The following is a 23,682-nucleotide window of genomic DNA, read 5'->3' on the forward strand; positions in this document are numbered from 1 at the left end:
CGTTAGCGGTGAGATATTTAGTGATGAGAGATGGCTTCCAGCACATTGAGACGAGCCGCTCGTCGAGCGGGCAAAATGGCGGCCAACAAGCCGAATACTGCGGCGATGACTAAGTATTGCAGGAGTTTGGCCATCGGCACCGACACCACGTCAACGAAGGTCTCGGGAATAGCGGCAATAGCGGCTAATCCAAAGAGCACACCCATCGCTACCCCCAGCACACCGCCGAAGAGAGCAATGATTACGGCTTCCCAGCGCACCATGCGTCGGAGTTGTCGGCGGGTCATGCCGACGGCCCGCAGTAACCCCAGTTCTCGGGTGCGTTCATAAACCGAGAGAGCCAAGGTGTTGGTGATGCCCAGCACCGCGATGAGCAACGAGAGACCTAAGAAAACGGTGATGATGGCCAAAAGTTGGTCAAGTTGGGCCTCCATGGATTGACGCAACTCCAAAGAGTTTTCTACGGTGGCTTGTGGAAACTCGTTGCTGATCGTCTCTACTGCAAAACGCGCCTGCTCAACATTGGCTACCTCGTTGAAGGCCACCGACATGGAGTTATCAATAGACCGAGGGAGGTATCGATCGAAAGTGCCGTTGTCGACCACCCAGTTGCCCAACATAGAGGAGTCTTCAAAAATGGCGCCCACCGAAAAAGTGACCGACCGTTCGCCAGGGAACTCTGCCACCACCAGAGAGCCTATTTCTAGGTTGAGGTCGCCCGCCGGGTCAACATGCACCAGCAGACTTTCGGTAGCCCCGTTTACCGGAGGGTTAGCGGAGAGTCCAGAAACAAGCTGTAAATCAAGGTGGTCATCCAAGTAGGCGAGGTCAGCACTAAAGACGTCTTTGACGCTGTCTTCTATGCTCATGGCCCCTATGCCGCCGCGGTAAACCACCAGCGAGTCAATGAGTTCTGGTTGGTTTTGGGTGAGGTCTCTAAGACCCAAAGCCAAGTTGTCGGGGAGACCCGACATTGGGTCAAAACTGCCGGTGTAAATAAAGAGGTCCGAGCGAACGCTTTCGTCCATTGCCCCCACGAAGGTGGCTTTCATGGAATCGCTGACCACGGCGGCCAAAGAAACAAGCGCTAAACCAACGGTGAGCGCTGCGGCGGTGGCGGCGGTGCGCCGTGGCGAACGGCGAGCGTTTTCTCGGGCTAAACGGCCCGGGATTTTGAAAAGTTTTTCAATAGGCCAACCCAGAAGGTCGGCAATAGGGCGAGCGATAACCGGGCTAAGCAGGTAAACGCCGAAAAAGATGCCCAATGCGCCGAGCCCCAAAGAAAGAAGCAGCGGACGAGTGGCAAGATCACCAGCCATGCCGAGCGCTAAAAGGGCCACCCCAGATAAGGCCATGAGTCCACCCACTTGCAGGCGGCGACGTAAACCAGTGGGGGTAAGGCGCACGTCGTCTCGTAGGGCGGCTACCGGCGAGATGGTGCGTACTTTACGGGAAGGCCCAATGGCGGAGCCTAAGGTAGCCCCGACCCCCACCAGGGTTGCCACCACGATGGTGCGGGGGCGAATCGGAAGGACCCCGGGGAGGTTGCCAAAATCTAAAGCGACCAAAAGAAACCGCAAGAAGGTAGCTAAGAAGTAACCAACGACCAGCCCGATAACGGTGGCGACAGCGCCGATAATCACCGCTTCACCACGTACCGACCGGCTGACTTGGCGGCCGGTGGCCCCTAGCGCTCGAAGTAACGCCAACTCCCGCACTCGTTGGCCCAAGACGATAGAAAAAGTGTTGTTGATGATGAAGGTTGAAACCACTACGGCGATGATGGCGAAGGCCAACAACACGCTAGAGATGATGGAGACAAACTGATCGAAGTCTTCTTGGGTTTCGTCAACGATGGTTTCGAAGGTGACTACCTCAAGGGTGGCGCCAAAATAAGGGGCTAAAAGTTCTTGGATTTCCGGTGAGTAGGTAGGTAGGTCAAGAAGGAATTGCCCCATGGCTTGGTCAAGTCCGGTTTGAATTTCGGCCATTACTTGGTGGGCGTCGGCGCCCTCATCAAGCAGAATGTCTACTTGGCTAAGCAAGCCTTCCATGTTGAGGAACTCTTGGGCGGTGCGCAGCTCAAAAGTGGAGATAGAGGCCCCAACAGTTTTGTTTTCGTCAGGGGCACCAAAGTTAAACTGCCCCACCAAGGTGAAGTCTCGGTTTCCGGTGGAACTACTTACCGAATAAACCTGCCCCAAAACCATGTTGTTTATGGTCACACTGCGGTTATCAAGAGCGAACTCTCCGATTAGCGTGGGGTCGTCTTTTAACGAACCCAACCATTGAGGAGCCCGGCCACCGGTGAGGTAGGTCTGCGTAAGTTCTGGTATTTCACCGTGGTTGCCGCCAAATTGTGGGCCGTTACCAGGAATGGGTGCGGCTACTCCGTCGACACCCACCACGATGGGTGCTACTTGTGGAACAAGAATTCCCGGGGATACAGCGGCTACTCCGTCTATGTCGGAGGTAACAAACTTCAGTACGCCTTCGGGCACCGGGAGGCGGTTCATGCGGCTGCCTTCACCGACCGAGGTGCGGATGGTTAGGTCACTTTTTCCACTAATGTCGCTAGCTAATTCGTCAAAGGTGTCGCGAATGTGGTCGGTCAGGAAAAAAGAAGTGGACAGAAAAGCCACCCCCAAAACCACGGCCAGCGTGGTGAGGGCGTAACGCAATTTGCGGCGCAAAATATTACGCAGGGTAAGACGAAACACGGGTTAACTCTCGAGGTCTTTGATCTTGTCAAAAATGGCGTCCGAGGTGGGGTTGGCCATTTCATCAACAATGCACCCATCGGCCAGAAACAGCACGCGGTCGGAGCGGCTGGCGGCTCCCGCATCGTGGGTCACCATGACCAGTGTTTGGCCCAGATCGTCTACCGCCGAACGCAAAAAGTTCAGCATTTCGGACCCAGTGGTGGAATCTAAATTGCCGGTCGGTTCGTCAGCAAAAATAATGGAAGGCTGAGAGACCAAAGCCCGAGCTACGGCCACCCGTTGTTGCTGCCCGCCGGAAAGTTGGTCAGGACGGTGATCTAGGCGGTCGCCGATGCTTACCGCTGAAATAACTTGTTCTAGCCACTCCGGGTCGGGTTTTTCCCCAGCCAGATCTAAAGGCAAAGTCAGGTTCTCTAGAGCATTAAGGGTGGGTAAAAGATTGAAAGATTGAAAAATGAAGCCCACCTCGTGGCGCCGCAACAAGGTCAACTGGCGTTCCGAAAGCGACCCTAAATCGGTGTCGCCTAAAAAGACTTGGCCGCTGGTCAAAGTGTCAAGACCGGCCACACAATGCATAAGGGTGGACTTCCCCGATCCCGACGGGCCCATGATGGCCGTGAATTGGCCGGTAGTGAAATCGACGGTCACCTCGTCAAGGGCACGCACCTCGGTGGTCCCATCGCCGTAAATTTTGGTACCGCCAACAACCCGAGCGGCTGACCGTTGATGTTCAGTTTCGTTCATAAGAGGAAGGTTACGAGATGAATAAAATAATAAATGCTGAGGCCGAGATAGTTTTACGCCCCGCCCCACCCACAGACCTCTTTGACGTGTTAGCTCTTAACAACGAAGCAGTCCCGGCTGTGAACCTTTTAGAAATCGCAGACCTGGAAAGGTTCGCCGAGGTTGCGCACACTTTTTTAGTAGGAGAAATCGAAAGCCGCATTCAGGGGTTTTAATTGGGTTGGAAGGCGCTGGCTTGGCTTATCCCAGCGCAAACTACCAATGGTTCAGCAGTCGTTACGACCGTTTCCTTTATGTCGATCGAGTGGTGGTGGCTCCACCAGCATTCGGGCGAGGCATGGGCCAAGCGTTCTATTGGGCATTTATTAACCAAGCCGCCGACCACCCGGTGCTTTGTGCGGAGGTAAATACCCGGCCCCGCAACGAACGGTCTCTGGCCTTTCACACCGCCTTCGGGTTTGAACCAGTGGGGAGCCAAGACACCGAAGGAGACACCAAAACGGTGCAAATGTTGGCGCGAGATTTAGCAGTGCCTAACAAGGAATAAGGCGTGTGCCAGACGGCCGGTGGCCTTGGATGCCGCACGACCAGCAGGGGTCACCAACATGGCCGCGCCATCTGACCTCGCAGGAACGGCAAGCTAGCCCAACCCAGTCGGCAGTGTCTTGAAAACCGGTCGGCGGGTTAGCGGCCCATTGGAGAGCCAAAACAGGTTGCGGTGCGGGCCAAGAAGCCATGATGGCACCCTAATAAAGCATTGAAGCCCATTGGGTGACCCTGAGGGTTTGGCTTGGCTTTTCGGCCTCTAGCCTCTTGGGTGCGCCGCTAAACGGTGGCGACGAGAATTTCAGGAGAATACTGTGAACGATCAGACCAGCGACATCCCAGAAGTAGACGGGTCCAGCCCACGACGAACCGACTTTGTCGGCCAGCCGCCCATGATCATTGATCCAGAAAAAACCTACACAGCAGAAATGGTGACCAACGCCGGCACCATGACCATTCACCTCAATGCAGCGTTGGCCCCCAAAACAGTAAACAACTTTGTTTACTTGGCTCGCTGGCATTACTACGACGGCATTATTTTTCACCGGGTAATCAACGGGTTCATGATTCAAGGTGGCGACCCCACTGGTACGGGCCGCGGCGGACCGGGCTACCAGTTTGCTGACGAACTCCCTGCACCAGGCCGCTACGAGATCGGTTCCCTCGCTATGGCTAACGCCGGGCCCAACACCAACGGCAGTCAATTCTTTATCGTGACCGGCGCGAGCGGTTGTGGCCTACCGCCGCAGTACTCCTTGTTTGGGCAAGTCCTCAAAGGGCTCGAAGTTGCCGAAGCCATTCAAAATGTAGCCACCGCTACCGGTGACCGCCCGTTGGCTGATGTGGTCATTGAATCCATAACCATCACTGAGTCCGAGGCTTCTTAAATGGCTGCAGCATTTGGCATTGAACGGGTCGGCGTCGTAGGCGGCGGCCAAATGGGCGGCGGCGTGGCTGAGGTTATGGCCAAAGCCGGGCTCCCTACCGTGGTGCGAGAAATCAGTGCCGAAGCTGCCGAAAAAAGCCAAGCAGGTATCGAACGTTCTTTAGCAAAAGCTTTAGAACGCGGAAAACTTGACGAAGATGCTCATGGGGCGACCCTGGCCAACTTGTCTTACACCACCGAAATGGCCGACCTCGCTCATTGTGATTTGGTAGTAGAGGCCGTGGTGGAATCTTTCGACCTCAAGGCGAAAATATTTGCTGACCTCGATGCGGTGCTGGCCTCGTCGGAAGCCATATTGGCTACCAACACTTCGTCAATACCCATTATCGATATTGCCATGAGTACGGCTCGCCCGGAACAAGTTATTGGGATGCATTTTTTCAACCCAGCTACCATCATGAAACTGGTAGAGGTTATTCCATCGGTGCGCACCGATGCTTCGGTGACCGAACGCATCACCGGCTTCACCACCGAGGTCATCAACAAAACGGTAGTGGCCGCCCAAGATCGGGCCGGTTTTGTGGTCAACATGTTGTTGGTCCCTTACCTGTTGGCGGCCATGAAAATGTACGAAGCGGGATACGCCACCGCCGAAGACATTGATGCCGGCATGAAACTCGGTGCAGCGCACCCGATGGGCCCCCTAGAACTCAGTGACATGATCGGCCTCGACACCATGATGCTGGTCGGAGAAACCTTGTTCGAAGAATACGGCGACGCCTCTTACCTTCCGCCACCATTGTTGAAACGCATGGTGGCTGCTGGGCATCTCGGACGAAAATCTGGCCAAGGGTTTTACGACTACCGCTAAACCGGTGTCGGTTGGTCCACGATACGGGTAGCGAGCAGAGCGGCCACGATGGCCACGGCCGCAGCACCCAGATGCAAAAATAAGAACCAAGTGCCATCTACGTGATCGCCCATGAGGGCGGTAAGCACGGTGATGCCTAAGGCAGCCCCCACTTGCTGCACCATATTGATGGTTCCCCCGGCGATGCCCAAGTCTTGGTCGCCCACTGCGGTGGTCACGGCGTTGGTAACAGCGGCTCGGATGTAACCGCTGCCTGCCCCGGCCAATGCGGCACCAGAAATAAAGAGAAAAAGCCAATGCTGTTGGGCGCCTATCCCGGCGATCACCATGGCTCCGGCAAAAACCAGCATGCCGGTGACCGCAACTTTTTTAGCGCCCCGTAGTGGGTCATGATGGCCCCCTAAGCGAGCTGCTAACGCAAAGGTGAGGGGGCGAGGCAGCATAAGTAATCCGATAATGGTGGGGCGAAACCCCCAAAGGCGCGCCAGTAAAAAAGGCGCCATAACCATGGCCCCCATGTAGCCCGCTTGCATAACTGCTTGAGACAAAATTGGGTAGGTGAAGTTGGGGCGGCGAAGGAATTCCGGGGGAAGCAACGGAGAAGAGGTGCGACGCTCAATGATGGTAAAAGCGGCGAGCGAAAGTGGAGCCACCACGAGGCAGGCCAACACGATGGGGTGCCCCCAGCCCCAGGCGATACCGCGGTTGATGCCTAAAAGTAGGCCGCTGACCCCAACGCCCAAAGCAAACGAGCCGGGGAGATCAAATCGCACACCGGGTCGCGTGGGGGTTTCTGGGACCACCAGCAGGGCTAAGCAGAGGGCAATCAGCACGGCGCTCCCTTGAACTACGAACAAGGCCCGCCACCCCAGCCATTCAATAAGTGGCCCGCCGGTGACTACGCCCACTGCGGGGGAAAGTGCCACCACGGCGGCCCATGTACCGAGTGCTTTCGAACGGTCGCGGCGAGGGAAAATACTGACGATCATGGCCATGGTGGAAGGCCCGGCCGAGGCCATGGCAGCTTGGGCCAGGGTACGTAAAACGATGAGCGAGGTAATGTCCCAAGCCAGTGAGGTGGCTAAAGAAAGCACGGCACCCAAGGAGAAGCTTAAAAGAAAAATACGACGGTGTCCGTAAAGGTCGCCAAGTTTGCCGGCGATGGGGGTGACGACGGCAAAAGCCAACAGGGGGGCGGCGATCACCCAAATGATGGTGTCATCGGTGGTGCCGATTTGGGTAGCGATACGGGGCAAGGACGCTGAAAGCACGGTGACCGGGTAGCTACCGGTAGCTGTGCTGAACAAAGCAACGTAAAGCACCCACTGCCGGTAGTTGGGTCGTTGTTTAATGTGGTTGCGGCGAGCGGTCAGTCCACGGCCGCCATGGTCGCCTTTATTCATGTGGGTTTACCTTAGATCAGCAAAGAATTTACTACAGCATGGGGCGTCCGGTCAGGTGTCACCGCGGAGAGCCTATTACGGTCAAGCTATGGAAAAAGATGGTCAAAAAAATGTTGCCCCTATCGGCTTGGTGGTTAACCCTCGGTCGGGGACAGATGTGCGGCGCGCTATCGCCGCTGCAGGAAGCGTCACGGTGGCCGACAAAGCCAACATTGTGCGACGGGTGGTGTTGGGGGCAGTTGAAACAGGAGCGCACCGTTTTGTTGTTCACGGTGACCCGCACGGCATTGTGCGCCGGGCTACCGAAACCATTAAAGGTCTTGACCTGGATTGGGTGGGTACGGAGTTGACGTTCACTGAACGCGACACCTACCACGCCGTGGAGTGGATGCGCAATGCTGGTTGTGCGGTGATTTTGGTACTGGGGGGCGATGGGACGAATCGGGTGGCCGCTCAATCCTGGCCGGATATCCCGGTGATCCCCGTATCTACTGGCACCAATAATGCTTTCCCGGTTTTTGTGGAAGCCACGGTGGCCGGTGCCGCCGCAGGGCATGTAGCAACCGGCCGAGTAGCTATCGGTGAGGTGGCGGGGCCGGCGAAGGTCGTTCGCCTAGATGTTTGGGATGACCAAGGGAACCTTGAAGAACCAGACTTGGCCTTAATCGATGCGGTGTCGGTAGATGACCGTTACGTCGGTTCGTTGGAGCTTTTTGACCCGAAAACTTTAGGGATTGCGGTGTTGACTCGAGCAGACCCGGCTTCGGTTGGTTTTGCGGGGGTTGGTGGATTGGTGGAAGAGATCACCGCCGACGACGATGCAGGGTTGTTGATTCGTTTTGCCCCGCCTGCAGCAAGCGAACGAGTATTGCGAGGTCCGACAGCCCCCGGCCATTACGACGACCTCGGGCTTCAGGAAGTGCGACGCCTCAAACTTGGTGAACGGGTGAGGGTAGAGGGCCCAATCTTGTTGGCTTTTGATGGCGAACGCAAAAGGCGTTTAGCGGAAGGCGCCCAGGCCGAATTATGGGTTGAACGCAACGGGCCTTGGGTCATTGATGTGGCAACCGCTATGCGCCAAGCGGCCGCTCAAGGTAGTTACCTAAGAAATAAATCGCTCGGCTAATAGGGCAGGGAGTTCACTAAAAGAGTCCAATACCGGAAAGTCCACTCCGACTAAAGATGCATCGTCGGCGTGTTCATGCCCCCAAGTGGTGTGGTGAGGTATATGTATGGCTTGGGCCCCCAAAGAAATAACCGGGAGTACATCGGAAGGCACGGAGTTGCCGACCATGGTGAACTGGTTGGGTTCAACTCGGTGTTGCCGCAAAAGAGCGCCATAGGTGTGAGGGTCTTTTTCTCGCACTACCTCAACAGCCCAAAAATGATCCACGATGCCGCTGTTTAAAATTTTGCGATGCTGGTCGGCGGGGTCTCCTTTGGTGATGAGCATCAAGCGGTGGCTTTCCCCAAGAAGGTGCAGGGTGTCGGCCACTGTCGGTAAAAGCTCAACCGGGTGATCAATGAGGGCTTGACCGGTAGACAATATTCGAGAAATCTGTTGGGCATCAATAGCGCCTTCGGTCAGGTTGATGGCCGTCTCGATGCAAGAAAGGGTGAAGCTTTTTACGCCGTACCCGTAGCGTTCAATATTGACTCGTTCAAGAGCGAGGAGAGAAGCATCAACTTGTTCTCCGTCGGCCCAAGGGGAAAGCAATTGACGAAATTCGCCTTGGGCCGTATCGAAACGTGCCTGGTTTTCCCAAAGGGTGTCGTCGGCATCGAGACCGAGTACGGGGCGGTTAATCATGCGCTGAGCATAGAGGGCGAAGGTGTGGGCTGGGGTGTCCCCGATTGAGGTCGGCGCCGAGGCTAGCGTTTCCCTTATGCGCCACCTATGTATGCGACCAGCTTGTAACGGCCCCGCCATTGTGTTGGTCATCATGAACCACAACAATTTGACTTTTACCGTTCGCGACCCGGGGGAAATTGACGGCCCGGGCCGGGTTGCTCTTTGTGAGGTCCATTTGGATCGTATGAAGGCCCCACAGGGTTGGGATATTTTGGATGAACGCCCGGGCGGCGATGTGGTGGCTTTTGTACGGCCTGCCTCGTCGGTGGGACGTCTGGTTGACCCGACACCAACTGCGCCTCGTCCGGTTGTTGAAGCCACCCACCCTTTGCGTAACCGTTTGACAGAAGAAAACGACGGCGAAACGCTTGACCCCGCTCCGGAGCCGACTCGTACCCCGTTACTGGCTCGAGCATTTTTGGGGGTAGATCGCCATCCAGCATCGCCCATTGGTTCGGCCGATGATTTTGATTGGGATCAACGAGATTTGCTTGGCGAAGACGACGACGAGCAAATGTCTTTAGATGATTTTGACCCCGATGGGTTAGACCTCGCTTAAGCTCTTGTGAGACGGCATTGATTATGCGCCGCATTTTTACGGTGCTGATGCTTCTGGCTGGGGCGGTGGTCGGAGTTGTTGGATTTTTAACAAGCGACGTTGATGAAGCAGCTATCGAGCCGCTTCCAGTTCTGTCCATTGCCACCAGTGCGCCGCCGACTACGAGTTCTCCGCCGCCGGTTCTTACCGTACCGGTGGTGCTCGCTACGACGACTACCACCACGCTGCCGCCTTTTTCTGGGTGGGTTGACCCGTTAAGTATCGGCCAACCGTGGGGCAACACGGTGTCGGGGGTCTTGACTTTTCGCGGTTCACCGACCCGTCGGTGGCATGGCGAGGGCCCGGTGCCTCAAGAGCCAGAAAGAGCGTGGCGTTTTCCTGCTGGTCAGGCCATGTGTTCAATGAGCAGCGTCTTTGGGGTAGATGAACAGTGGTGCGGTATGGGCTGGACTGGCCAACCGGCGATTTTTGAACGTGGGGAAATCACTTGGCTGGTTTTTGGGGCCTATGACGCCAAGGTGCATTTTTTGAATGCGGAAACCGGTGAGCGACTGCTGCCAGATTTCGTTACTGGGGACATAATTAAGGGTTCGGTAACTGTGGATCCGGATGGTTTTCCGCTGGTCTATACCGGTTCGCGAGACAACTATCTGCGTGTATTGGGTATCGAAGGGGACGAAGCGGTGGAGTTGTGGCGGTTGCATGCCTATGACGTGTCGCCCACCAAGTGGAACAACGACTGGGATTCTGCACCTTTGGTCATCGACGACTATTTATTTGCTGGGGGAGAGAACAGCCGGTTTCATATCATTAAGTTGAATCGGGGTTATGACGATTTGGGGCAGGTCACGGTGGAGCCAGAGTTGTTGTGGGATTTTGCTGGTTGGGATGAGCAGCTTCTTTCGGCGGTGGGATCCAACGTGTCTATCGAAATGTCGCCGTTGATTTTGGGCGATGTGCTTTACTTTGCTAATTCTGGTGGGTTGGTGCAGGGGTGGGACATCGGCGGGCTTAAAGATGGGGTGGAGCCGCATCGGGTGTTTCGTTTTTGGGCCGGCGACGATGTAGATGCCAGCATTGTTCCTGATGATGAAGGGTTTCTCTATGTAGGGGTGGAGTACGAGCGCAGCACCGAGAGGTCTAAAGAGGTGGGTCAGATCATAAAGTTGGATCCTGGCAACCCAGATGATCCGGTGGTGTGGTCGGTGCATGACCGGCCTTATGTGAATTCGGGGGTGTGGGCTACCCCGGCCATTTATGAGGATTTGGTTATTGTGCCTACTGACCAAGGGTTGGTTCATGGCATTGATCGGGCGACCGGGGAGATCCGTTGGTCGTTGGATTTGCCTGGTCCGACGTGGTCGTCGCCCACCATTGTGGATGGGGTAATGGTTATGGGCGATTGCTCGGGCAGGGTGCGCGCTTTTGATGTTTCGGATACGTCAGTAAGCCCGCCGGAGTTGTGGCAGGTGACGACGGGCGCTTGTGTGGAGTCTTCGGTAACGGTGTGGAAGGGCTCGGTTTATTCGGGTTCGCGAGATGGTTTTCTTTATGCGTGGCGCGATTTAGTTTTGGCTGACGAACCGGGCTAGGTTCTGTTCGGCTTGAGGCACCGTGTCTTGGGTTTAAGAGAGGTTGTTATGGCTGAAGTTACCGAAGCGGAGATTCGCGAGTTGACGGCCCAGTTTTTGGCTGAAGTTGACCACACGCAAGTCGACCAGTTCACTTTTCGCGGTGAGCAATTTGACCGAGGTTTGGCTTTGGTGCAGTTTCCTGAAGGCTTGGGGGGCTTGGGTTTGTCGAGTCGCCGGCTACAAACGGTGGTTGACGCTGAGTTGCGGGCCGCTGGGGTGCCTTACCACGATTTGTTGATCAACCCCATTGGTATCGGTATGGGTGGCCCGGTGGTGCTTACTTATGCGACGCCGGAGCAGCAAAAACGCTTGTTGCGACCCATGTTTACTGGCGAAGAAATTTGGTGTCAGATGTTTTCTGAGCCGGGGGCGGGGTCGGATGTGGCTGGTTTAGCCACTCGGGCGGTGCGTGATGGCGATGAATGGATTGTTAATGGGCAAAAAGTGTGGACTACTTTGGCTCATGTTTCGCGCTGGGGCATGTTGGTGGCTCGTAGCGACCCGGATCAGCCGAAGCACAAGGGTTTAACGTACTTCTTGTTGGATATGGAGTCTCCCGGGGTGGAGGTGCGTCCGTTACATCAAATTACCGGTGAGGCGGAGTTCAACGAAGTGTTTTTTGATGATGTGCGTATTCCTCATGACCGGGTGTTTGGCGAAGTGGGCGGCGGCTGGGCGGCGGCGGTCACGACGTTGATGAACGAGCGGGTTGCTTTGGGCGGCACGGTGCAAAAGGGTTCGGGCGCTATTGCTGACCTGATGCGTTTGTGGAAAGATCGGCGCGAAGCGTTGGCTTCTTCTGAAGCGGAAGTTATGCGCGACCGGGTGTCTGCTTTGTGGATTGAGGCTGAGGCGCTGCGTTTGACGAACTGGCGGGCTCGAGAGAATTCCAAGGCGGGGAATCCTGGGCCGGAAGGATCGGTGGGCAAGGTCAAGTCGGCTGAGCTGAATCAGCGTATTTACGAAACCTGTATGGATCTTTTGGGCGCTGAAGGTTTACTTTACGAAGAGGGCTATGAGCGCCGCCGTCCGGCTCATGGGGAACGCCATGATGCGACACGCACCCATTACGCCTTTTTGCGGGCTCGTGCCAACACCATCGAGGGCGGCACGTCTGAGGTGATGCGCAACATTTTGGGTGAACGGGTTTTGGGTCTTCCCGGTGATGTGCGGGTCGACAAAAAGATCCCTTGGATAGACGTTCCCCGTAACTAGATCTCCCCGAGATGAAACATGGGGCCAGGCCCTATGTTTCATCTCAAGGTTCGGGGATGTTCGATTCCACCAGAACGGTGAGTTTGATTTGGCGTTAGGAGCGGTGCCAGGTGGTGCCGGTGGTGCTGTCTTCTAACACGATGCCCAAGCTGGTGAGTTCTTTGCGGATCTGGTCGGCTAGGTCGTAATCTTTGGCTTCTTTGGCGGCGCTGCGGGCGGCTACCAGGGCGTCGACTTCTGCTCGGTCGCCTTGGTCGGGTCGGGCTTGGTCGCCCAGCTCAAGACCTAGAGCAGAGGTGAGTTCTAAAGCAGCGGCGGTTAAGGCAGCAGCCGAATCGTGGTCTTCGGCGTCGAGGGCTCGGTTAGCGTCACGCACGGCATCAAAGATGGCCGCTAATGCTCCGGCGGTGCCCAGGTCGTCGTCCATTGCGATGCGAAAGCGTTCCACGGTGGCCGGGTCGCTGGGGAGGTCGGGAAGGTCGGCGGTTTCCATGCGTCGAGTGAAAGCATCAAGGCGATCTAAGGCGGCGGCCGCCGTGGTTAACGTGATTTCGGTTATTTCCATGGTTTTGCGGTAATGAGTTTGCAAAACCAACAACCGTAAGGCCCGAGGGTCCCAGTTGTCTAAAAGGTCGGCCAAGGTTTGAAAGTTGCCCAACGATTTGGACATTTTTTCGCTGCCTACCTGCACCATGCCGTTGTGCACCCAGGTGCGGGCGAAGGGGCGGCCGCACCCCAAGCATTCGGCTCGTTCGTTTTCGTGGTGGGGGAACATTAGGTCGTCGCCGCCGCCGTGAATGTCAAAGTCTTCGCCCAGAAGGTCGAGTGCCATGGCCACGCATTCGATATGCCAGCCGGGGCGGCCCGGGCCCCAAGGGGAGTCCCAGGTGGGTTCACCCTCTTTGGCGGCTTTCCATAAGGCAAAGTCCAGTGGGTCTTTTTTGTCGCTGTCGACCTCCACGCGGGCGCCGGCGTTTTCTCGCAGTTGTTCGAGGTCTTGTTTTGCTAGTGCCCCGTAACCGTCGAGGTTATTGACGGCGTAGTAAACCCCGGAGTCGGTGGCGTAGGCCATGTCTCGAGAAACCAGGTCGCTAATGACGGCAATCATTTGGTCAATGTATTCGGTGGCTCGCGGGCGGTGGTCGGGGTGCAAGATGTTGAGGCGATCCATCTCGGACACAAATACTTCTTCGAAGCGTTGCGCTAATTCGGGTTCGGTGGTGCCTTCGGCGGCGGCCCGGTTGATGATCTTGTCGTCAATGTCGGTGACGTTCGACGCCGAGGTGACGTCGTAGCCCGACCACTTGAGGTAACGAACTAACACGTCAAAAGCCAGGGTGGAACGAGCGTGCCCCAGGTGGGGGGCGTCGTAGACGGTGGGCCCGCACCAGTAGACCGAGGCTTTGCCGGGGTCGCGGGGAGCGAAGTCTGTTTTTTGGCCGGTCAGGCTGTCAGTAAAGCGAAGCACCCGAACAGGATACGGGCTAAGGAGCGAGGTGGGTGAGGTGAATACCTAAAAGCTCGGCGGCTTGGGTTAAGCCGGCAGCCGCATCGGGGTGATCGCCGGTGCCGGCCAGTAGCCCGATAGCTAAGGCATCGAGAGCATTTCGAGCGGTGATGGTGTCTAAATCGTTGTCAAGGGCGGCCCGTACAGCAGCCAAGGTGGGGGCGGGGTCGGGGCCGAGTGGGCAATTCACGGCTCGTTCTAGTCGCTCTAACCGGGCTACCCCGTCTTCGATATCGCCATCGAACCATTCGAAGCCTTCGTGGTAATGGTGGGCCAGCAAAGCTAAGCGAGTGGCTCGTGGGTCGTATTGTTGGCGCAGGTCACGCACGAAAACCAGGTTGCCTAGCGACTTAGACATTTTGGTGCCTTGGTAGGCCACCATGCCCACATGCATCCAATGGTCGGCTAAAGGCTGGCCGGTGGCGGCTCGGCTTTGGGCGTCTTCGCATTCGTGGTGGGGGAACACCAGGTCGTTGCCACCGCCGTGCAGGTCGATGGTTTCGCCTAATTCGTCCATAACCATGGCAGAACATTCAATGTGCCACCCGGGCCGGCCGGGCCCAAAAGGGGAGTCCCAGGTGGGTTCGCCGTCGGCCGAGGGCTGCCACAGTACAAAGTCCAACGGGTTGCGTTGTCGTGGGTCGTCGGGGCGGCCGCCGCGTTCGGCGGCGTAGGCCTCCATGACCGAGGTGTCGTAGCCAGAGAGCGAGCCGAAACTGCTTTGGGTAGCCACATCAAAAAAGGTGATGCCTTCCACTTGGTAAGTGTGACCACCTGTTTCCAAGCGGCTTACCAGGTTGATGATGGCCGTAATGGATTCAGTGGCTCGTGGTTCGGCGACGGCCGGCCGCATATTAAGAGCCTCCATGTCGGCATCAAAGAAAGCCATTTCTTGGGCAGCTAACTCAAGGTAGTCAATGCCCAGTTCTTTAGCTTTGGGCAAGATGGAGTCGTCTACATCGGTGACGTTGCGCACCATGCGCACGTGGTGGCCGAGGTCTTCTAAGCGGCGGATGATCAGGTCAAAGGTGAGGTAGGTAAAGGCGTGGCCAAGGTGGGTGGCGTCGTAGGGGGTGATGCCGCAGACATACATGGTGACGTCGGGCCCGGGGGCAAAAGGCACTACGGCGCCTTTGGTGGTGTCAAAAAGGTGCATGGTTCCGGCGCTGGTCATTTGCTTACGGTACTCGCTTTGGTGCCCTCGGCAGGAATCGAACCTGCGGCCTACCACTTAGGAGGCGGTCGCTCTATCCAACTGAGCTACGAGGGCATGGCGCTTAGGCTACAAGGCCTCGGTCGGTCATCTACCAAGGCGAGCTAAGGCTTCAAGTTCGGTGAGCCCTTCGATGCGAAAACGTTTGTGTCGAGCGGTGGCTCCTGAAGCCAGAAGTACTTGACTTCGTTTTAGGCCTAGGGCTCGAGCCAGCGCCTGTCGGGCTGCTTCGGTGGCTCGACCATCTACGGGTGCTTCGGTTACGCGTATTTTGATTTCCCCGTTTTCGTAGTGCGCATCGGTCCGACTGGACCGGGGGGCTACCTTGACTTTGAGCAGACAGTGGGTTGGGTCAGTCACTGCTGAAAAGCGGGGCGAGGGTTTGGCCGGCTAAGGCCACTATTTCTGGGTGGTGGCCGTTGGCGGGCATGTTCAGGGTCAGACCGTCTATGCCGAGGGCAAGGATCTTTTGTACCTGTTGGCGTACTTCGTCGGGTCCGCCCATGATGATGCGGCGCATGAGTTTGGCTTGGAAGCCTTGGTCGAGGGAGTCCCAGTCGAAGCCGCGGCGAGCCAGTAGGGCGGTGCGTTCGGCTTCTGCCTCAGCCAGGGTGGGGGCAATGATTACCGTGCTTTGCCAGGACACGCTGATTTCGCTGCGTGCCCGCCCGAGTTGCTGGCAGTGTTGGTCGAGTGCGTCAAGTTTGCGTGAAATTTCGTCAGGATTACAGATCAGGTTGGAGGCATCGGCGTATTGGGCCACCATGCGGAGGGTTTTCTTTTCGCCGCCTCCGCCGATCATGAGGGGGATTTTTCCGATGGGAGGGGGTTGGTTGATGGCGTCGGTTACCGAGTAGTGCTGACCAGAAAAAGTGGGGCGTTGGCCGGCCAGCATGGGGGGAATGATTTGTAAGGCTTCTTCGAGTTTTTCGAAGCGTTCGGTGAAGGTGTTAAAAGTAAAACCTAGGGAGTCGTGTTCCAACTCAAACCATCCGGCTCCGATGCCTAAAATGGCTCGGCCTTGGGAGACGACGTCGAGGGTGGTGATAATTTTGGCCAGCAGGGCAGGGTTGCGGTAGGTGTTGCCGGTGACTAGCGAGCCCAGTTTTATGGTGGAGGTGCGGGCGGCCAGAGCGCCCAGCAGGGTGTAGCACTCCATCATGTAGTCCTCGGGGTCGCCGAGGCCGGGGAGTTGGTACAAGTGGTCCATGACCATCACCGTGTCGAAGCCATGGGCTTCGGCGGCTAGGGCTTGGGCGGCTACGCTTTCAAAAAGTGTTTCGGGGGTGCCGTTGGGGTAGGTAAAGAGAGGTATTTGGTAGCCAAGTTTGATCATGAGACGAGGATAGTCGCTGCGCTGAAACTTTAGGAAAGAAAATATTGACAAAGGTTTGATTATATTGCATAATAGAGGTTTACGAGGAGGCAACATGGGACGCACTTGGGCATCACTAGACGAGTTTGAAGTATTTCTTAACGAAGGCGGCATTGTTGAGCCCGACGATGCCATGCCCGATGAGTACCGCCAAGCAGTCTTTAACTTTTTAGAAATGCACGCCAACAGCGAACTCATGGGTGGCCTCACCGAACGTGACTGGATACCCATGGCCCCCGGACTGCGTTACAAAATGGCCGCCATCGCCAAAACCCAAGATGAAATCGGCCACGCCCACTTGCTCTACATGGTGGCCGCCGATTTGGGGCTTAAAACGCGACAAGAAATGATGGAAGACCTTTTCGCTGGGAAAAGCAAATTTCACAACGTCTTTCACTACCGCGTCAACTCCTGGGGCGACCAAGTAGCGATCGCTTTCCTGGTAGATGCCGCCGCCGTGGTGAGCCAACAAGCAGTATTTAAAAATTGTTCCTACGGGCCCTACAAACGCATTCTTAAGCGCATCATTGCCGAGGAAGGGTTCCACCTACGTTTTGGCGAAGAGTCAGTGTTGCGCATCTCCGAAGGCACCGATGTTCAGCGAGAAATGTTTCAAAAGTCCATTGATGCCTGGTGGTGGCCTGCGATGCAACTCTTCGGCCCTGACTCCAAACCTCACGATGTTCTTCTGCGGTGGCACATTAAATCCGAGCGCAACGAGGTGCTTCGTGACCGTTGGATACAAAAATTTGTGCCACTTATTCAAAGCTACGGGTTCACCATCCCCGATCCGGACCTGCGCTACGACGAAGAAACTCAGCGCTGGGAGATCGGCGAAATTGATTGGGAGCCTCTGAAAAAAACGCTGGCCATGGGCGGGCCAGACTCGTCTCGACGCATCGCTGATGCTGCAGGCAACTGGGAGCGCGCCCAGTGGGTACGCCAAGCACTTGACGAGGTAGCGGCATGATCGTCGCCACCTTGCCCACCCAACAAGATCTCCAGAATGCGGTAGCCACCGTAGATGACCCAGAATACCCCGGGGTGTCTATCGTGGATCTTGGCCTCTTTGAGGCCGCTCGCCTCAGCCCAGAAGGTGACGCTCAAATAGATTTGATCCCTACCTTTTCTGGTTGCCCCGCCTTGGCCATGATTGCTGATGAAGTGCAAAATGCCGTAGCCGCCCTCCCCGGGGTAAAGCAAGCACGAGTGCGTTGGTTGCCTGCCCCGGTATGGACCATTGAACGCGTAACCAATCAAGGACGTCAGGCGCTCGCCCAAGAGTTTACGGTGGCTGTACAAATTGGTTCCACCACCATTTGCCCCCGATGCGGTGAACCCACTACCGAAAAATCCCCCTTCGGGGCGAGCCGCTGTCGGGCTATCCACGTTTGTTCGGCTTGTGCCGAAGTCGTAGAAGTTCTGCGAGGTTAATCATGCGCATCTACGAAGTGTTCCTCAAGCGTGACGGCAAAGACGAGTTTCGCCACGCTGGCAGCATCGAAGCCGCCAACGACGAGTTGGCTTTAGTAATGGCGAGAGAAAATTACACCCGGCGAGCCGAAGGAAACCGCATGTGGTTGGTTGACCGAGAACACTTGGTGTTCGGCGACGATCAGTTCATCACCCCCAACGAAGACAAACCCCATCGCCACAACGACGGGAGCCGGGTGGCCACGCATCGGCGATCTCAACGAGAGGCGCAACAATGACCACCCCAGCCATCCATAATTACCTGCTGGCTCTGGCTGATGATGAACACTTCATGGGGCAGCAACACACCGAATGGATAGGCGTCGCCCCATTTTTAGAAGAAGACATGGCTTTCGCCAGCATCGGCCAAGACGAACTGGGCCACGCCGCACTGCTCTACGCTCTTATTGCCAACGACGAGAGTGCGGTGGATGATCTGGCTTTCCATCGCCTCCCCGGCGAGTACCGGTCTTGCCAGTTAGTAGAGGCAAACCTCACTGATTGGGCAGACACGCTTATTCGTCACTGGCTCTATGACCAAGCCGAAGAACTCCGGTGGTCAGTGCTGGCAGGATCTTCTTGGACAGAACTAGCGAATATCGCCGCTCGAGCTCAACGCGAAGAGGCCTACCACCTGCGTCATGCCGAAGCCTTGCTGGAGAGTTTGTTGCAAACCACAAAAGGGTCCGAGCGACTCGATGCTGCCTTAAAGCGTGTGATGCCGCTTACCGCCGGTCTTTTTGCCGCCCCCCAAGGCGAAGAAGAAGCCTTGGCGGCAGGGGTGGCCAGCGATTCTTTCGCCAACTTGTTCCCCCAGTGGCAGCAAAAGATAAGCGAACGCTTTCCCCAGGTGGAGTGGCCAGAAGACACTGCTCAGCGCACCGACCGCCACCCAGATTTCGCCGCGCTCCATAATCGCATTCGCACCGTGCTGGCCCTCGACCTCACGGCAGTTTGGTAGAACTTTCCCAGAGAGCGGTCACGGCGGCTGGTTTACGAAACACCAACCCTCGAGCGGGGGTGGAATTTTGTTGATCAAAAACTAAACCGGGTAAATGATCCAACACGGCGTTAAGAGCAATCTGTGTTTCTAAACGAGCGAGGTGCATGCCTAAACACCGGTGTGGGCCTTGCACAAAGGTGACGTGTTGGCGAAGGTTGTGGCGGTGAATATCAAACTGATCAGGGAGGTCAAACACGGCCGGGTCACGGTTAGCGGCCGCTAACGACACCGAGACGAGATCCCCCTCAGCAATAGCTACCCCGGCAAGTTCGGTAGCCGTAGTGGCGTAACGATCAACCAAAGTAACTGAGGGTTCTAGGCGTAAAGTTTCATCGATGGCTGCGCTCACCAACGAGCGGTCATTTTGTACTTGAGCTAGTTGTTCTGGGTGTTGCAGTAAATGCAGCAAGGTGCCGGCGGTGGTGCCTTCAGAGGTCTCAATAGCACCGAACATCATGACCGCTGCGTTGGCAAAAATCTCTTCTTCGGTAAGTGTTGTCACCGCTTGCCCGAGGAGAGAGTTTCCGTTTTGTACTGCCTCGTCAATATGGTGGCGAAGTTGCGCTAAAGACTGTTGGGCGGAGGCATCAACGGCTCTCCCGGCGTTTATGCCTTCAATGGCCTCTCCGATAAAGCGATACCACGCCAAGACCTCATCAACCTCGGCGTCAACCAACCCCAGCACCTCAATAATAGTGGCCACGGCTAGTGGGGCGGCTAAAGCACTGCGTAGTTCGGCCGTACCGTGGGGTTTGAAACTCTCAACCAGACGGCGAGCTTCAACGGCGATCCATTCACCAAAGTGCGGCCCCACTGCCGATGATTTAAAAGATTCCACAAAGGGTTCTCGGTGGCGACCGTGTTGTGCGCCATCAACGGACAGCATCGAAATACCTATTACTTGGGTGGTCGAAAACCGCGGGTCGTCAACGGTAAAGGTAGAAAAATCACGCATTACTGCCAGGGCGGTAGCGCGATCGGTCACCAACCAACCGCCTAAAGATTCGACCCAAGCCACTGGGTTTTTGCTGCGCAAGGCCGCCAGGTGTGGGTGCAAAGACCCCTCAAGGTCGGCCAGTGAAGGGGAAAGGGGGTCTAGCACCGCGCTCGACCGAAAGAGGCCAATGAATTGACGCCACCTTGCAGGCCACGAAGTTGGTGGTTGAGGATCTGTTGGGCCGACACCGGGAGTTCTTCAACGGCCACCCAATCAAATTGTTCGGCCTGAAGTGCTTGGGTTTCAACGGCGTGAAGGTAATCCCACACAGCCCCTTCTATTTGGCGAGGAGCCACCCGGGTAAGGTTGCGAGCCAAACTTACGTGACGCCCCCAAGAAATTTGGTTTGTTTCGGGAGAACTGCTGTTGTGGCTAAATCTCTGCGTGTTTAGATACATGGCGCAAAAAACCGCTTCGCTCTCGGCGGCCGTGGTGGTGTCGGGCGGAAGGTTTAACGAACTGGCGCTACAGGCGGCAAGTAACAAAACGGCAAAAACCCAAAGGCCGGTTTTGAACATAACTAACCCAACACCGTGCCGGTGCTTGAGATCGGCGTTCGGTTTCGTGAAAAAGTTCCGAGGTCGAGGGCCAAACCTGTTTGGATGCACGGAACCTGCACCGGTTCGTGGTCATGATTTTGTCCATTTTCACAAGCAGTAATTAAGGTCTCCATCATGATTCCAATGAGTGGAGCGTTTTTAAACTGATTTCCACTGGTGCCACAAGCTAAGTAAAAACCGTCAAGGCAGGTGCGGTCATAAATGGGTGTCCAGTCGGGGGTGACGTCATAGAGGCTAGCTAGCCCGACTGGCCGGTTGGGGACGGCCAACGAAGGAAGGCGTCGAGCAGATCGCCAAACTTGTGCTTCCCATAAATCAACGGTTGTGGTTTCAAGGAATTCATCTGGGTCGTCTACCCATACTTTAGGGTCACAGTCAGCCTCCACTCCGCCGACGATCATCGTGCCTCCGGATTGTGGACGCATGTAGAAACCAAGGTCAAGGTCAGCGACCATGAGCCCGTTATTTTCAAGTGAGAAATCGTCAGAAGCAGGCACGATATGCACCTCTTGGCGCAGCGCCTGAGGGGTCATCGCTACATCGTCACTTACCCCAGCTAAAAGGTTTATTTGCGAGCTCCAAGGGCCAGCGGCATTGACGACAACCGAAGAAGTAAGAGAAGTGCCATTGGCCAGCTTTACCCCAGTGACTTGGTTCCCCTGGCGCAGAATGCCGGCTACTTCACTACGCAGCCGAACAATGGTGCCGTGGCGACGAGCCGCATCCATAAGGTTGGAGGCTGCTAATTGAGGATCGTCAATAAAGCCAGCTTGGGGGGTGTAGAAGGCTCCCGTTAACCCGGCCGGGTCAGCAAAAAATTGGTCTTGGTCTGGGCGCACCGGTGGCCAAAAGCGTCCGGTCTCTAAGGAAGGGAACCGGTCCGCCAATGCTTGATTATCAAGTTCTTCGTAGTCGATGCCGAGGGCATCAAAGTTCTTTCGATACGGTGCCCGATCAAACTCTGGGGGTTCTATTAATAGCATCCCTGTCTGAAGAAAAGAAACTAAAGGGCCTTCAATAGGCCCTAAATGTTCAGCCCATTGTTTCCAAAGGTGTAGAGACTCCCAAGCGGCCACCACCCCAGAACGGGTGGAGTAGTTAAAGCGAATAAGCGCAGAACTTGCACTGGTTGATCCACCGCCGACCGCTTCACCTTTATCAACCACGGTGACTGATCGGCCCGCACGTTGCAACTCTAAAGCGATGGAAGCACCGACAACCCCTGCGCCGATAATCACTACATCTGGGTTACTTGGTTCCATGAAGGGAAATGTTACGTCCAATGGGCAAGTTTCCACTAACGGGTCACTCCCTCGGTGGAACGAATTCGTTTTCCTTTCACCCGGGGGTGTCCGCAGCGATCTAAGGCGGCTCCCCACGCTGGCGAATAGCCCATGGCTCGGCGGAGAACTTTAATGAGCATCCGGCCTACATTTTTGGCTCCTCGTCGCGGTGTCACCCCAATGGCTTGACAGATTTCCGGTGGCAAGGTCGCTACGGCTGCTTGGAATAAGACGCGGTACGCCAGCGCAGTAAAAAGCGGCAAAGGCGGGCGAGCGACAAAACGCAGTGCATCGCGGCCTGCCGGGGAGTCGCTTAGCGAAGGGTGGCTGGCTAGCCAGCGGCTGAGTTCATCCGCCGTGTCCGGTAAGGGACGGGCGTTCATCCGGTTACCCAACCGGGTTTGTTCGGCCACGTAGGCATCGGCTTGGGCCGGCGAAAGGGGCGCTGGTCCGTATGTTTGGTGTGCGACTAAAAACGAATCAATCAAAGCATTGTGCACCCAAGCAGCCATCTCTGGTGCGGCCGCCGAGTAGTGAAGGCCCCGGTGAGAAGTCCCAGAAACGGGCACGTGGGCTAGACGTACTGCGGAGAGCGCTTGATCAATTTCTGGCAACGCTCCGTAAGAAGTTGCGGTCACGTATGAAGCGGTTCGAGAGAGTCGCCCCAACGGGTCGGCGTGATAGTTGGAGTGGTCGCCTACCCCGGCGGCTACTTCCGGGTGAGCGGCTTGTACCAGCAACGAACGGATGCCTCCGATAAAGGTAGAGACATCGCTCATGATGGTCCAGGTCGGTGAGCCGGGGCCGAAGAGGCCCGGGTCGTCCGGATAGTTAAAGGTGCCGGACAGTGGGTCGGGGGCGTGGCTAAAGAGTTCCGCTGTTTGGTTGGTGACGCGTTCTCGCCAAATGGAGCGCTTTTTCATTACTCCCCAAGAGTGGTGGTGGCCGAGGGTTCGGTGGTGGTGGGGGCGGGCATGCCGTCGTTGCCTTCGGGGAGCACCAGAAATTCGATGCGCCGGTTGCGGGCTTTGCCGACTTGGGTGACGTTGTCGGCGATGGGGTCGTATTCACCCATGCCGAGAGGCAACAACCGTTCGGCATCTATTCCTCGGGCGATGAGTTGAGAGCGCACTGCCTCAGCCCGCAAAGTAGACAGGGTGAGGTTTTCTCCTTCGTCGCCTTCGCTATCGGTATGGCCAATAATTTGTACCCGTACCGCAGTGTTGCTGGTTAAAAAAGTAGCGATCATCTCCAAAACGGGTAGAGAATCTTCAGCCAGACGGTCGCTGCCGCTTTCGAACTGTATGGGGGTATAGGCCGCGGTGGCGCTCAGGCGGGCTTGCAACAGGAGGTCTTCCATAGCGGCGGGTAAGTCGGGTTGTTGCGAAATGTCGGTTTCAATTTCTACTGGTTCGGGGACAATAAGACGATTGTCTACACCGACGACCCCGTTTTGTGCTTGGGCAACTCGGGTGGCGGCTTCTTTTAGTTCGGTGGTGGCGATGCGGCCTTCTAAAACAATGGTCCAGTCAATGTTGCGCACTTCTACGGTGGGGAGCCCCGCTTGAACCATGGCGCCTTGCACGGTGGCGGCTAAACCGAGTTGTTCTTCTTCTGGGTTTTGCCGTCCGTCGGCTCCAAAGGCAATAACTATGAAAAATACCAGCACAACGAGACCGACGAGGAGTCCTCGGCGTTCGGCTATGAGGTCGCTAAAAAACCCACCACGCCGAGACGGCATTGGTTGGCGCGGGCCACCAAACGCTGGTCCGAAACTTTGTGATCCCTTTTGGCGTGGGTCGCGCATCCAGTTGTTCATCGAAACCTTAAGTATTGCT

The 23,682-nt window shown here is 56.3% G+C and carries 25 protein-coding genes and 1 tRNA gene; 12 read left to right on the forward strand and 14 right to left on the reverse strand.

Annotated features, from left to right (window positions below; translation table 11 throughout):
* Positions 1–17 precede the first annotated feature (17 nt).
* Complete coding sequence (locus EYQ49_07425) at positions 18–2,720, reverse strand: FtsX-like permease family protein (GenBank protein HIG25701.1); 2,703 nt, start codon at positions 2,718–2,720, stop codon at positions 18–20.
* Between the two features lie 3 nt (positions 2,721–2,723).
* On the reverse strand, positions 2,724–3,467 hold the full coding sequence (locus EYQ49_07430) for an ABC transporter ATP-binding protein (GenBank protein HIG25702.1): 744 nt from the start codon (positions 3,465–3,467) through the stop codon (positions 2,724–2,726).
* Between the two features lie 17 nt (positions 3,468–3,484).
* On the opposite strand from EYQ49_07430, the gene EYQ49_07435 reads away from it, so the two are divergent.
* The 4 genes from EYQ49_07435 to EYQ49_07450 all read left to right on the forward strand — a co-directional run bounded on the left by EYQ49_07435 (position 3,485) and on the right by EYQ49_07450 (position 5,770).
* Positions 3,485–3,682 (forward strand): hypothetical protein, encoded by a 198-nt coding sequence (locus EYQ49_07435; GenBank protein ID HIG25703.1) that lies wholly within the window; start codon positions 3,485–3,487, stop codon positions 3,680–3,682.
* Positions 3,682–4,014, forward strand: coding sequence for a GNAT family N-acetyltransferase (locus EYQ49_07440; protein HIG25704.1), 333 nt, complete (start codon positions 3,682–3,684; stop codon positions 4,012–4,014). The genes EYQ49_07435 and EYQ49_07440 overlap by 1 nt, the downstream gene beginning before the upstream one ends.
* A gap of 391 nt (positions 4,015–4,405) precedes the next feature.
* Positions 4,406–4,900, forward strand: a complete 495-nt coding sequence (locus tag EYQ49_07445; protein ID HIG25705.1) for a peptidylprolyl isomerase — start codon at positions 4,406–4,408, stop codon at positions 4,898–4,900.
* Entirely contained in the window at positions 4,901–5,770 is an 870-nt protein-coding gene (locus tag EYQ49_07450; GenBank protein HIG25706.1) for a 3-hydroxybutyryl-CoA dehydrogenase, read from the forward strand.
* Here the strand turns inward: EYQ49_07450 and EYQ49_07455 are convergent.
* Positions 5,767–7,173, reverse strand: a complete 1,407-nt coding sequence (locus EYQ49_07455; GenBank protein ID HIG25707.1) for an MFS transporter — start codon at positions 7,171–7,173, stop codon at positions 5,767–5,769. The genes EYQ49_07450 and EYQ49_07455 overlap by 4 nt on opposite strands.
* On the opposite strand from EYQ49_07455, the gene EYQ49_07460 reads away from it, so the two are divergent.
* Positions 7,121–8,299, forward strand: a complete 1,179-nt coding sequence (locus tag EYQ49_07460; GenBank protein ID HIG25708.1) for a hypothetical protein — start codon at positions 7,121–7,123, stop codon at positions 8,297–8,299. The two genes, EYQ49_07455 and EYQ49_07460, sit on opposite strands and share 53 nt — an antisense overlap.
* On the opposite strand, the gene EYQ49_07465 is transcribed toward EYQ49_07460, so the two are convergent.
* A complete protein-coding gene (locus tag EYQ49_07465; protein ID HIG25709.1) occupies positions 8,276–8,983 on the reverse strand; it encodes an HAD family hydrolase in 708 nt (235 codons plus the stop codon). The genes EYQ49_07460 and EYQ49_07465 overlap by 24 nt on opposite strands.
* Positions 8,984–9,059: 76 nt before the next feature.
* Here EYQ49_07465 and EYQ49_07470 point away from each other — a divergent pair, with 76 nt between their 5' ends.
* From EYQ49_07470 to EYQ49_07480, 3 genes are read left to right on the forward strand one after another with little or no spacing between them, the layout of a single operon-like run.
* Positions 9,060–9,584 (forward strand): DUF3499 family protein, encoded by a 525-nt coding sequence (locus EYQ49_07470; protein HIG25710.1) that lies wholly within the window; start codon positions 9,060–9,062, stop codon positions 9,582–9,584.
* Between the two features lie 23 nt (positions 9,585–9,607).
* Positions 9,608–11,176, forward strand: coding sequence for a hypothetical protein (locus EYQ49_07475; GenBank protein HIG25711.1), 1,569 nt, complete (start codon positions 9,608–9,610; stop codon positions 11,174–11,176).
* 48 nt (positions 11,177–11,224) lie between these two features.
* Complete coding sequence (locus EYQ49_07480) at positions 11,225–12,433, forward strand: acyl-CoA dehydrogenase (protein ID HIG25712.1); 1,209 nt, start codon at positions 11,225–11,227, stop codon at positions 12,431–12,433.
* 94 nt (positions 12,434–12,527) lie between these two features.
* Here the strand turns inward: EYQ49_07480 and EYQ49_07485 are convergent, their stop codons facing one another.
* The 5 genes from EYQ49_07485 to EYQ49_07505 all read right to left on the reverse strand — a co-directional run bounded on the left by EYQ49_07485 (position 12,528) and on the right by EYQ49_07505 (position 16,489).
* Positions 12,528–13,901, reverse strand: coding sequence for a cysteine--tRNA ligase (locus EYQ49_07485; GenBank protein HIG25713.1), 1,374 nt, complete (start codon positions 13,899–13,901; stop codon positions 12,528–12,530).
* Between the two features lie 16 nt (positions 13,902–13,917).
* Positions 13,918–15,096, reverse strand: a complete 1,179-nt coding sequence (locus EYQ49_07490; protein ID HIG25714.1) for a cysteine--tRNA ligase — start codon at positions 15,094–15,096, stop codon at positions 13,918–13,920.
* A gap of 37 nt (positions 15,097–15,133) precedes the next feature.
* Positions 15,134–15,210: transfer RNA gene (locus EYQ49_07495), tRNA-Arg, on the reverse strand.
* Between the two features lie 30 nt (positions 15,211–15,240).
* Positions 15,241–15,513, reverse strand: coding sequence for a DUF167 domain-containing protein (locus EYQ49_07500; GenBank protein ID HIG25715.1), 273 nt, complete (start codon positions 15,511–15,513; stop codon positions 15,241–15,243).
* Positions 15,506–16,489, reverse strand: a complete 984-nt coding sequence (locus EYQ49_07505; protein ID HIG25716.1) for an LLM class F420-dependent oxidoreductase — start codon at positions 16,487–16,489, stop codon at positions 15,506–15,508. Before EYQ49_07505 ends, EYQ49_07500 begins: the two co-directional genes overlap by 8 nt.
* A gap of 94 nt (positions 16,490–16,583) precedes the next feature.
* Here EYQ49_07505 and paaA point away from each other — a divergent pair, with 94 nt between their 5' ends.
* Genes paaA through paaI form a run of 4 tightly spaced genes read left to right on the forward strand, consistent with a single transcriptional unit; the run spans position 16,584 to position 18,962 of the window.
* The gene (paaA, locus tag EYQ49_07510; GenBank protein ID HIG25717.1) at positions 16,584–17,498 is read left to right on the forward strand and encodes a 1,2-phenylacetyl-CoA epoxidase subunit A; all 915 of its coding nucleotides are present in this window, start codon (positions 16,584–16,586) and stop codon (positions 17,496–17,498) included.
* The gene (locus tag EYQ49_07515) at positions 17,495–17,962 is read left to right on the forward strand and encodes a DUF59 domain-containing protein (protein ID HIG25718.1); all 468 of its coding nucleotides are present in this window, start codon (positions 17,495–17,497) and stop codon (positions 17,960–17,962) included. Before paaA ends, EYQ49_07515 begins: the two co-directional genes overlap by 4 nt.
* Positions 17,963–17,964: 2 nt before the next feature.
* Positions 17,965–18,240, forward strand: coding sequence for a 1,2-phenylacetyl-CoA epoxidase subunit B (gene paaB / locus EYQ49_07520; protein ID HIG25719.1), 276 nt, complete (start codon positions 17,965–17,967; stop codon positions 18,238–18,240).
* Positions 18,237–18,962, forward strand: a complete 726-nt coding sequence (paaI, locus tag EYQ49_07525; GenBank protein HIG25720.1) for a phenylacetate-CoA oxygenase subunit PaaI — start codon at positions 18,237–18,239, stop codon at positions 18,960–18,962. Before paaB ends, paaI begins: the two co-directional genes overlap by 4 nt.
* Here paaI and EYQ49_07530 read toward each other — a convergent pair.
* From EYQ49_07530 to EYQ49_07550, 5 genes are read right to left on the reverse strand one after another with little or no spacing between them, the layout of a single operon-like run.
* Positions 18,946–20,106, reverse strand: a complete 1,161-nt coding sequence (locus EYQ49_07530; GenBank protein ID HIG25721.1) for a cytochrome P450 — start codon at positions 20,104–20,106, stop codon at positions 18,946–18,948. The genes paaI and EYQ49_07530 overlap by 17 nt on opposite strands.
* Positions 20,100–20,519, reverse strand: a complete 420-nt coding sequence (locus EYQ49_07535) for a hypothetical protein (GenBank protein HIG25722.1) — start codon at positions 20,517–20,519, stop codon at positions 20,100–20,102. The genes EYQ49_07530 and EYQ49_07535 overlap by 7 nt, the downstream gene beginning before the upstream one ends.
* Positions 20,520–20,521: 2 nt before the next feature.
* Positions 20,522–21,823 carry an FAD-binding oxidoreductase gene (locus EYQ49_07540; protein HIG25723.1) on the reverse strand — a complete coding sequence of 434 codons (1,302 nt, stop codon included), beginning with the start codon at positions 21,821–21,823 and terminating at the stop codon, positions 20,522–20,524.
* 35 nt (positions 21,824–21,858) lie between these two features.
* Positions 21,859–22,767: a DUF2236 domain-containing protein gene (locus EYQ49_07545; protein HIG25724.1), complete on the reverse strand. Its 909-nt coding sequence runs from the start codon at positions 22,765–22,767 to the stop codon at positions 21,859–21,861.
* A complete protein-coding gene (locus tag EYQ49_07550) occupies positions 22,767–23,663 on the reverse strand; it encodes a BON domain-containing protein (protein ID HIG25725.1) in 897 nt (298 codons plus the stop codon). Before EYQ49_07550 ends, EYQ49_07545 begins: the two co-directional genes overlap by 1 nt.
* Positions 23,664–23,682: the final 19 nt, after the last annotated feature.

This window comes from Acidimicrobiia bacterium (genome assembly GCA_012959995.1).
Lineage (GTDB): Bacteria > Actinomycetota > Acidimicrobiia > Acidimicrobiales > MedAcidi-G1 > MedAcidi-G2B.

Bases quoted from the DNA above. Each gene is read 5' to 3' on its own strand.
- EYQ49_07535 (HIG25722.1), bottom strand. From the start codon at position 20,519: ATGTTCAAAACCGGCCTTTGGGTTTTTGCCGTTTTGTTACTTGCCGCC.
- EYQ49_07490 (HIG25714.1), bottom strand. From the start codon at position 15,096: ATGCACCTTTTTGACACCACCAAAGGCGCCGTAGTGCCTTTTGCCCCC.
- EYQ49_07550 (HIG25725.1), bottom strand. From the start codon at position 23,663: ATGAACAACTGGATGCGCGACCCACGCCAAAAGGGATCACAAAGTTTC.
- EYQ49_07455 (HIG25707.1), bottom strand. From the start codon at position 7,173: ATGAATAAAGGCGACCATGGCGGCCGTGGACTGACCGCTCGCCGCAAC.
- EYQ49_07475 (HIG25711.1), top strand. From the start codon at position 9,608: ATGCGCCGCATTTTTACGGTGCTGATGCTTCTGGCTGGGGCGGTGGTC.
- EYQ49_07460 (HIG25708.1), top strand. From the start codon at position 7,121: ATGTGGTTGCGGCGAGCGGTCAGTCCACGGCCGCCATGGTCGCCTTTA.
- EYQ49_07540 (HIG25723.1), bottom strand. From the start codon at position 21,823: ATGGAACCAAGTAACCCAGATGTAGTGATTATCGGCGCAGGGGTTGTC.
- EYQ49_07480 (HIG25712.1), top strand. From the start codon at position 11,225: ATGGCTGAAGTTACCGAAGCGGAGATTCGCGAGTTGACGGCCCAGTTT.
- EYQ49_07470 (HIG25710.1), top strand. From the start codon at position 9,060: ATGCGCCACCTATGTATGCGACCAGCTTGTAACGGCCCCGCCATTGTG.
- EYQ49_07435 (HIG25703.1), top strand. From the start codon at position 3,485: ATGAATAAAATAATAAATGCTGAGGCCGAGATAGTTTTACGCCCCGCC.
- paaB (HIG25719.1), top strand. From the start codon at position 17,965: ATGCGCATCTACGAAGTGTTCCTCAAGCGTGACGGCAAAGACGAGTTT.
- EYQ49_07505 (HIG25716.1), bottom strand. From the start codon at position 16,489: ATGATCAAACTTGGCTACCAAATACCTCTCTTTACCTACCCCAACGGC.
- EYQ49_07445 (HIG25705.1), top strand. From the start codon at position 4,406: ATGATCATTGATCCAGAAAAAACCTACACAGCAGAAATGGTGACCAAC.
- EYQ49_07450 (HIG25706.1), top strand. From the start codon at position 4,901: ATGGCTGCAGCATTTGGCATTGAACGGGTCGGCGTCGTAGGCGGCGGC.
- EYQ49_07545 (HIG25724.1), bottom strand. From the start codon at position 22,767: ATGAAAAAGCGCTCCATTTGGCGAGAACGCGTCACCAACCAAACAGCG.
- EYQ49_07515 (HIG25718.1), top strand. From the start codon at position 17,495: ATGATCGTCGCCACCTTGCCCACCCAACAAGATCTCCAGAATGCGGTA.
- paaA (HIG25717.1), top strand. From the start codon at position 16,584: ATGGGACGCACTTGGGCATCACTAGACGAGTTTGAAGTATTTCTTAAC.
- paaI (HIG25720.1), top strand. From the start codon at position 18,237: ATGACCACCCCAGCCATCCATAATTACCTGCTGGCTCTGGCTGATGAT.
- EYQ49_07465 (HIG25709.1), bottom strand. From the start codon at position 8,983: ATGATTAACCGCCCCGTACTCGGTCTCGATGCCGACGACACCCTTTGG.
- EYQ49_07430 (HIG25702.1), bottom strand. From the start codon at position 3,467: ATGAACGAAACTGAACATCAACGGTCAGCCGCTCGGGTTGTTGGCGGT.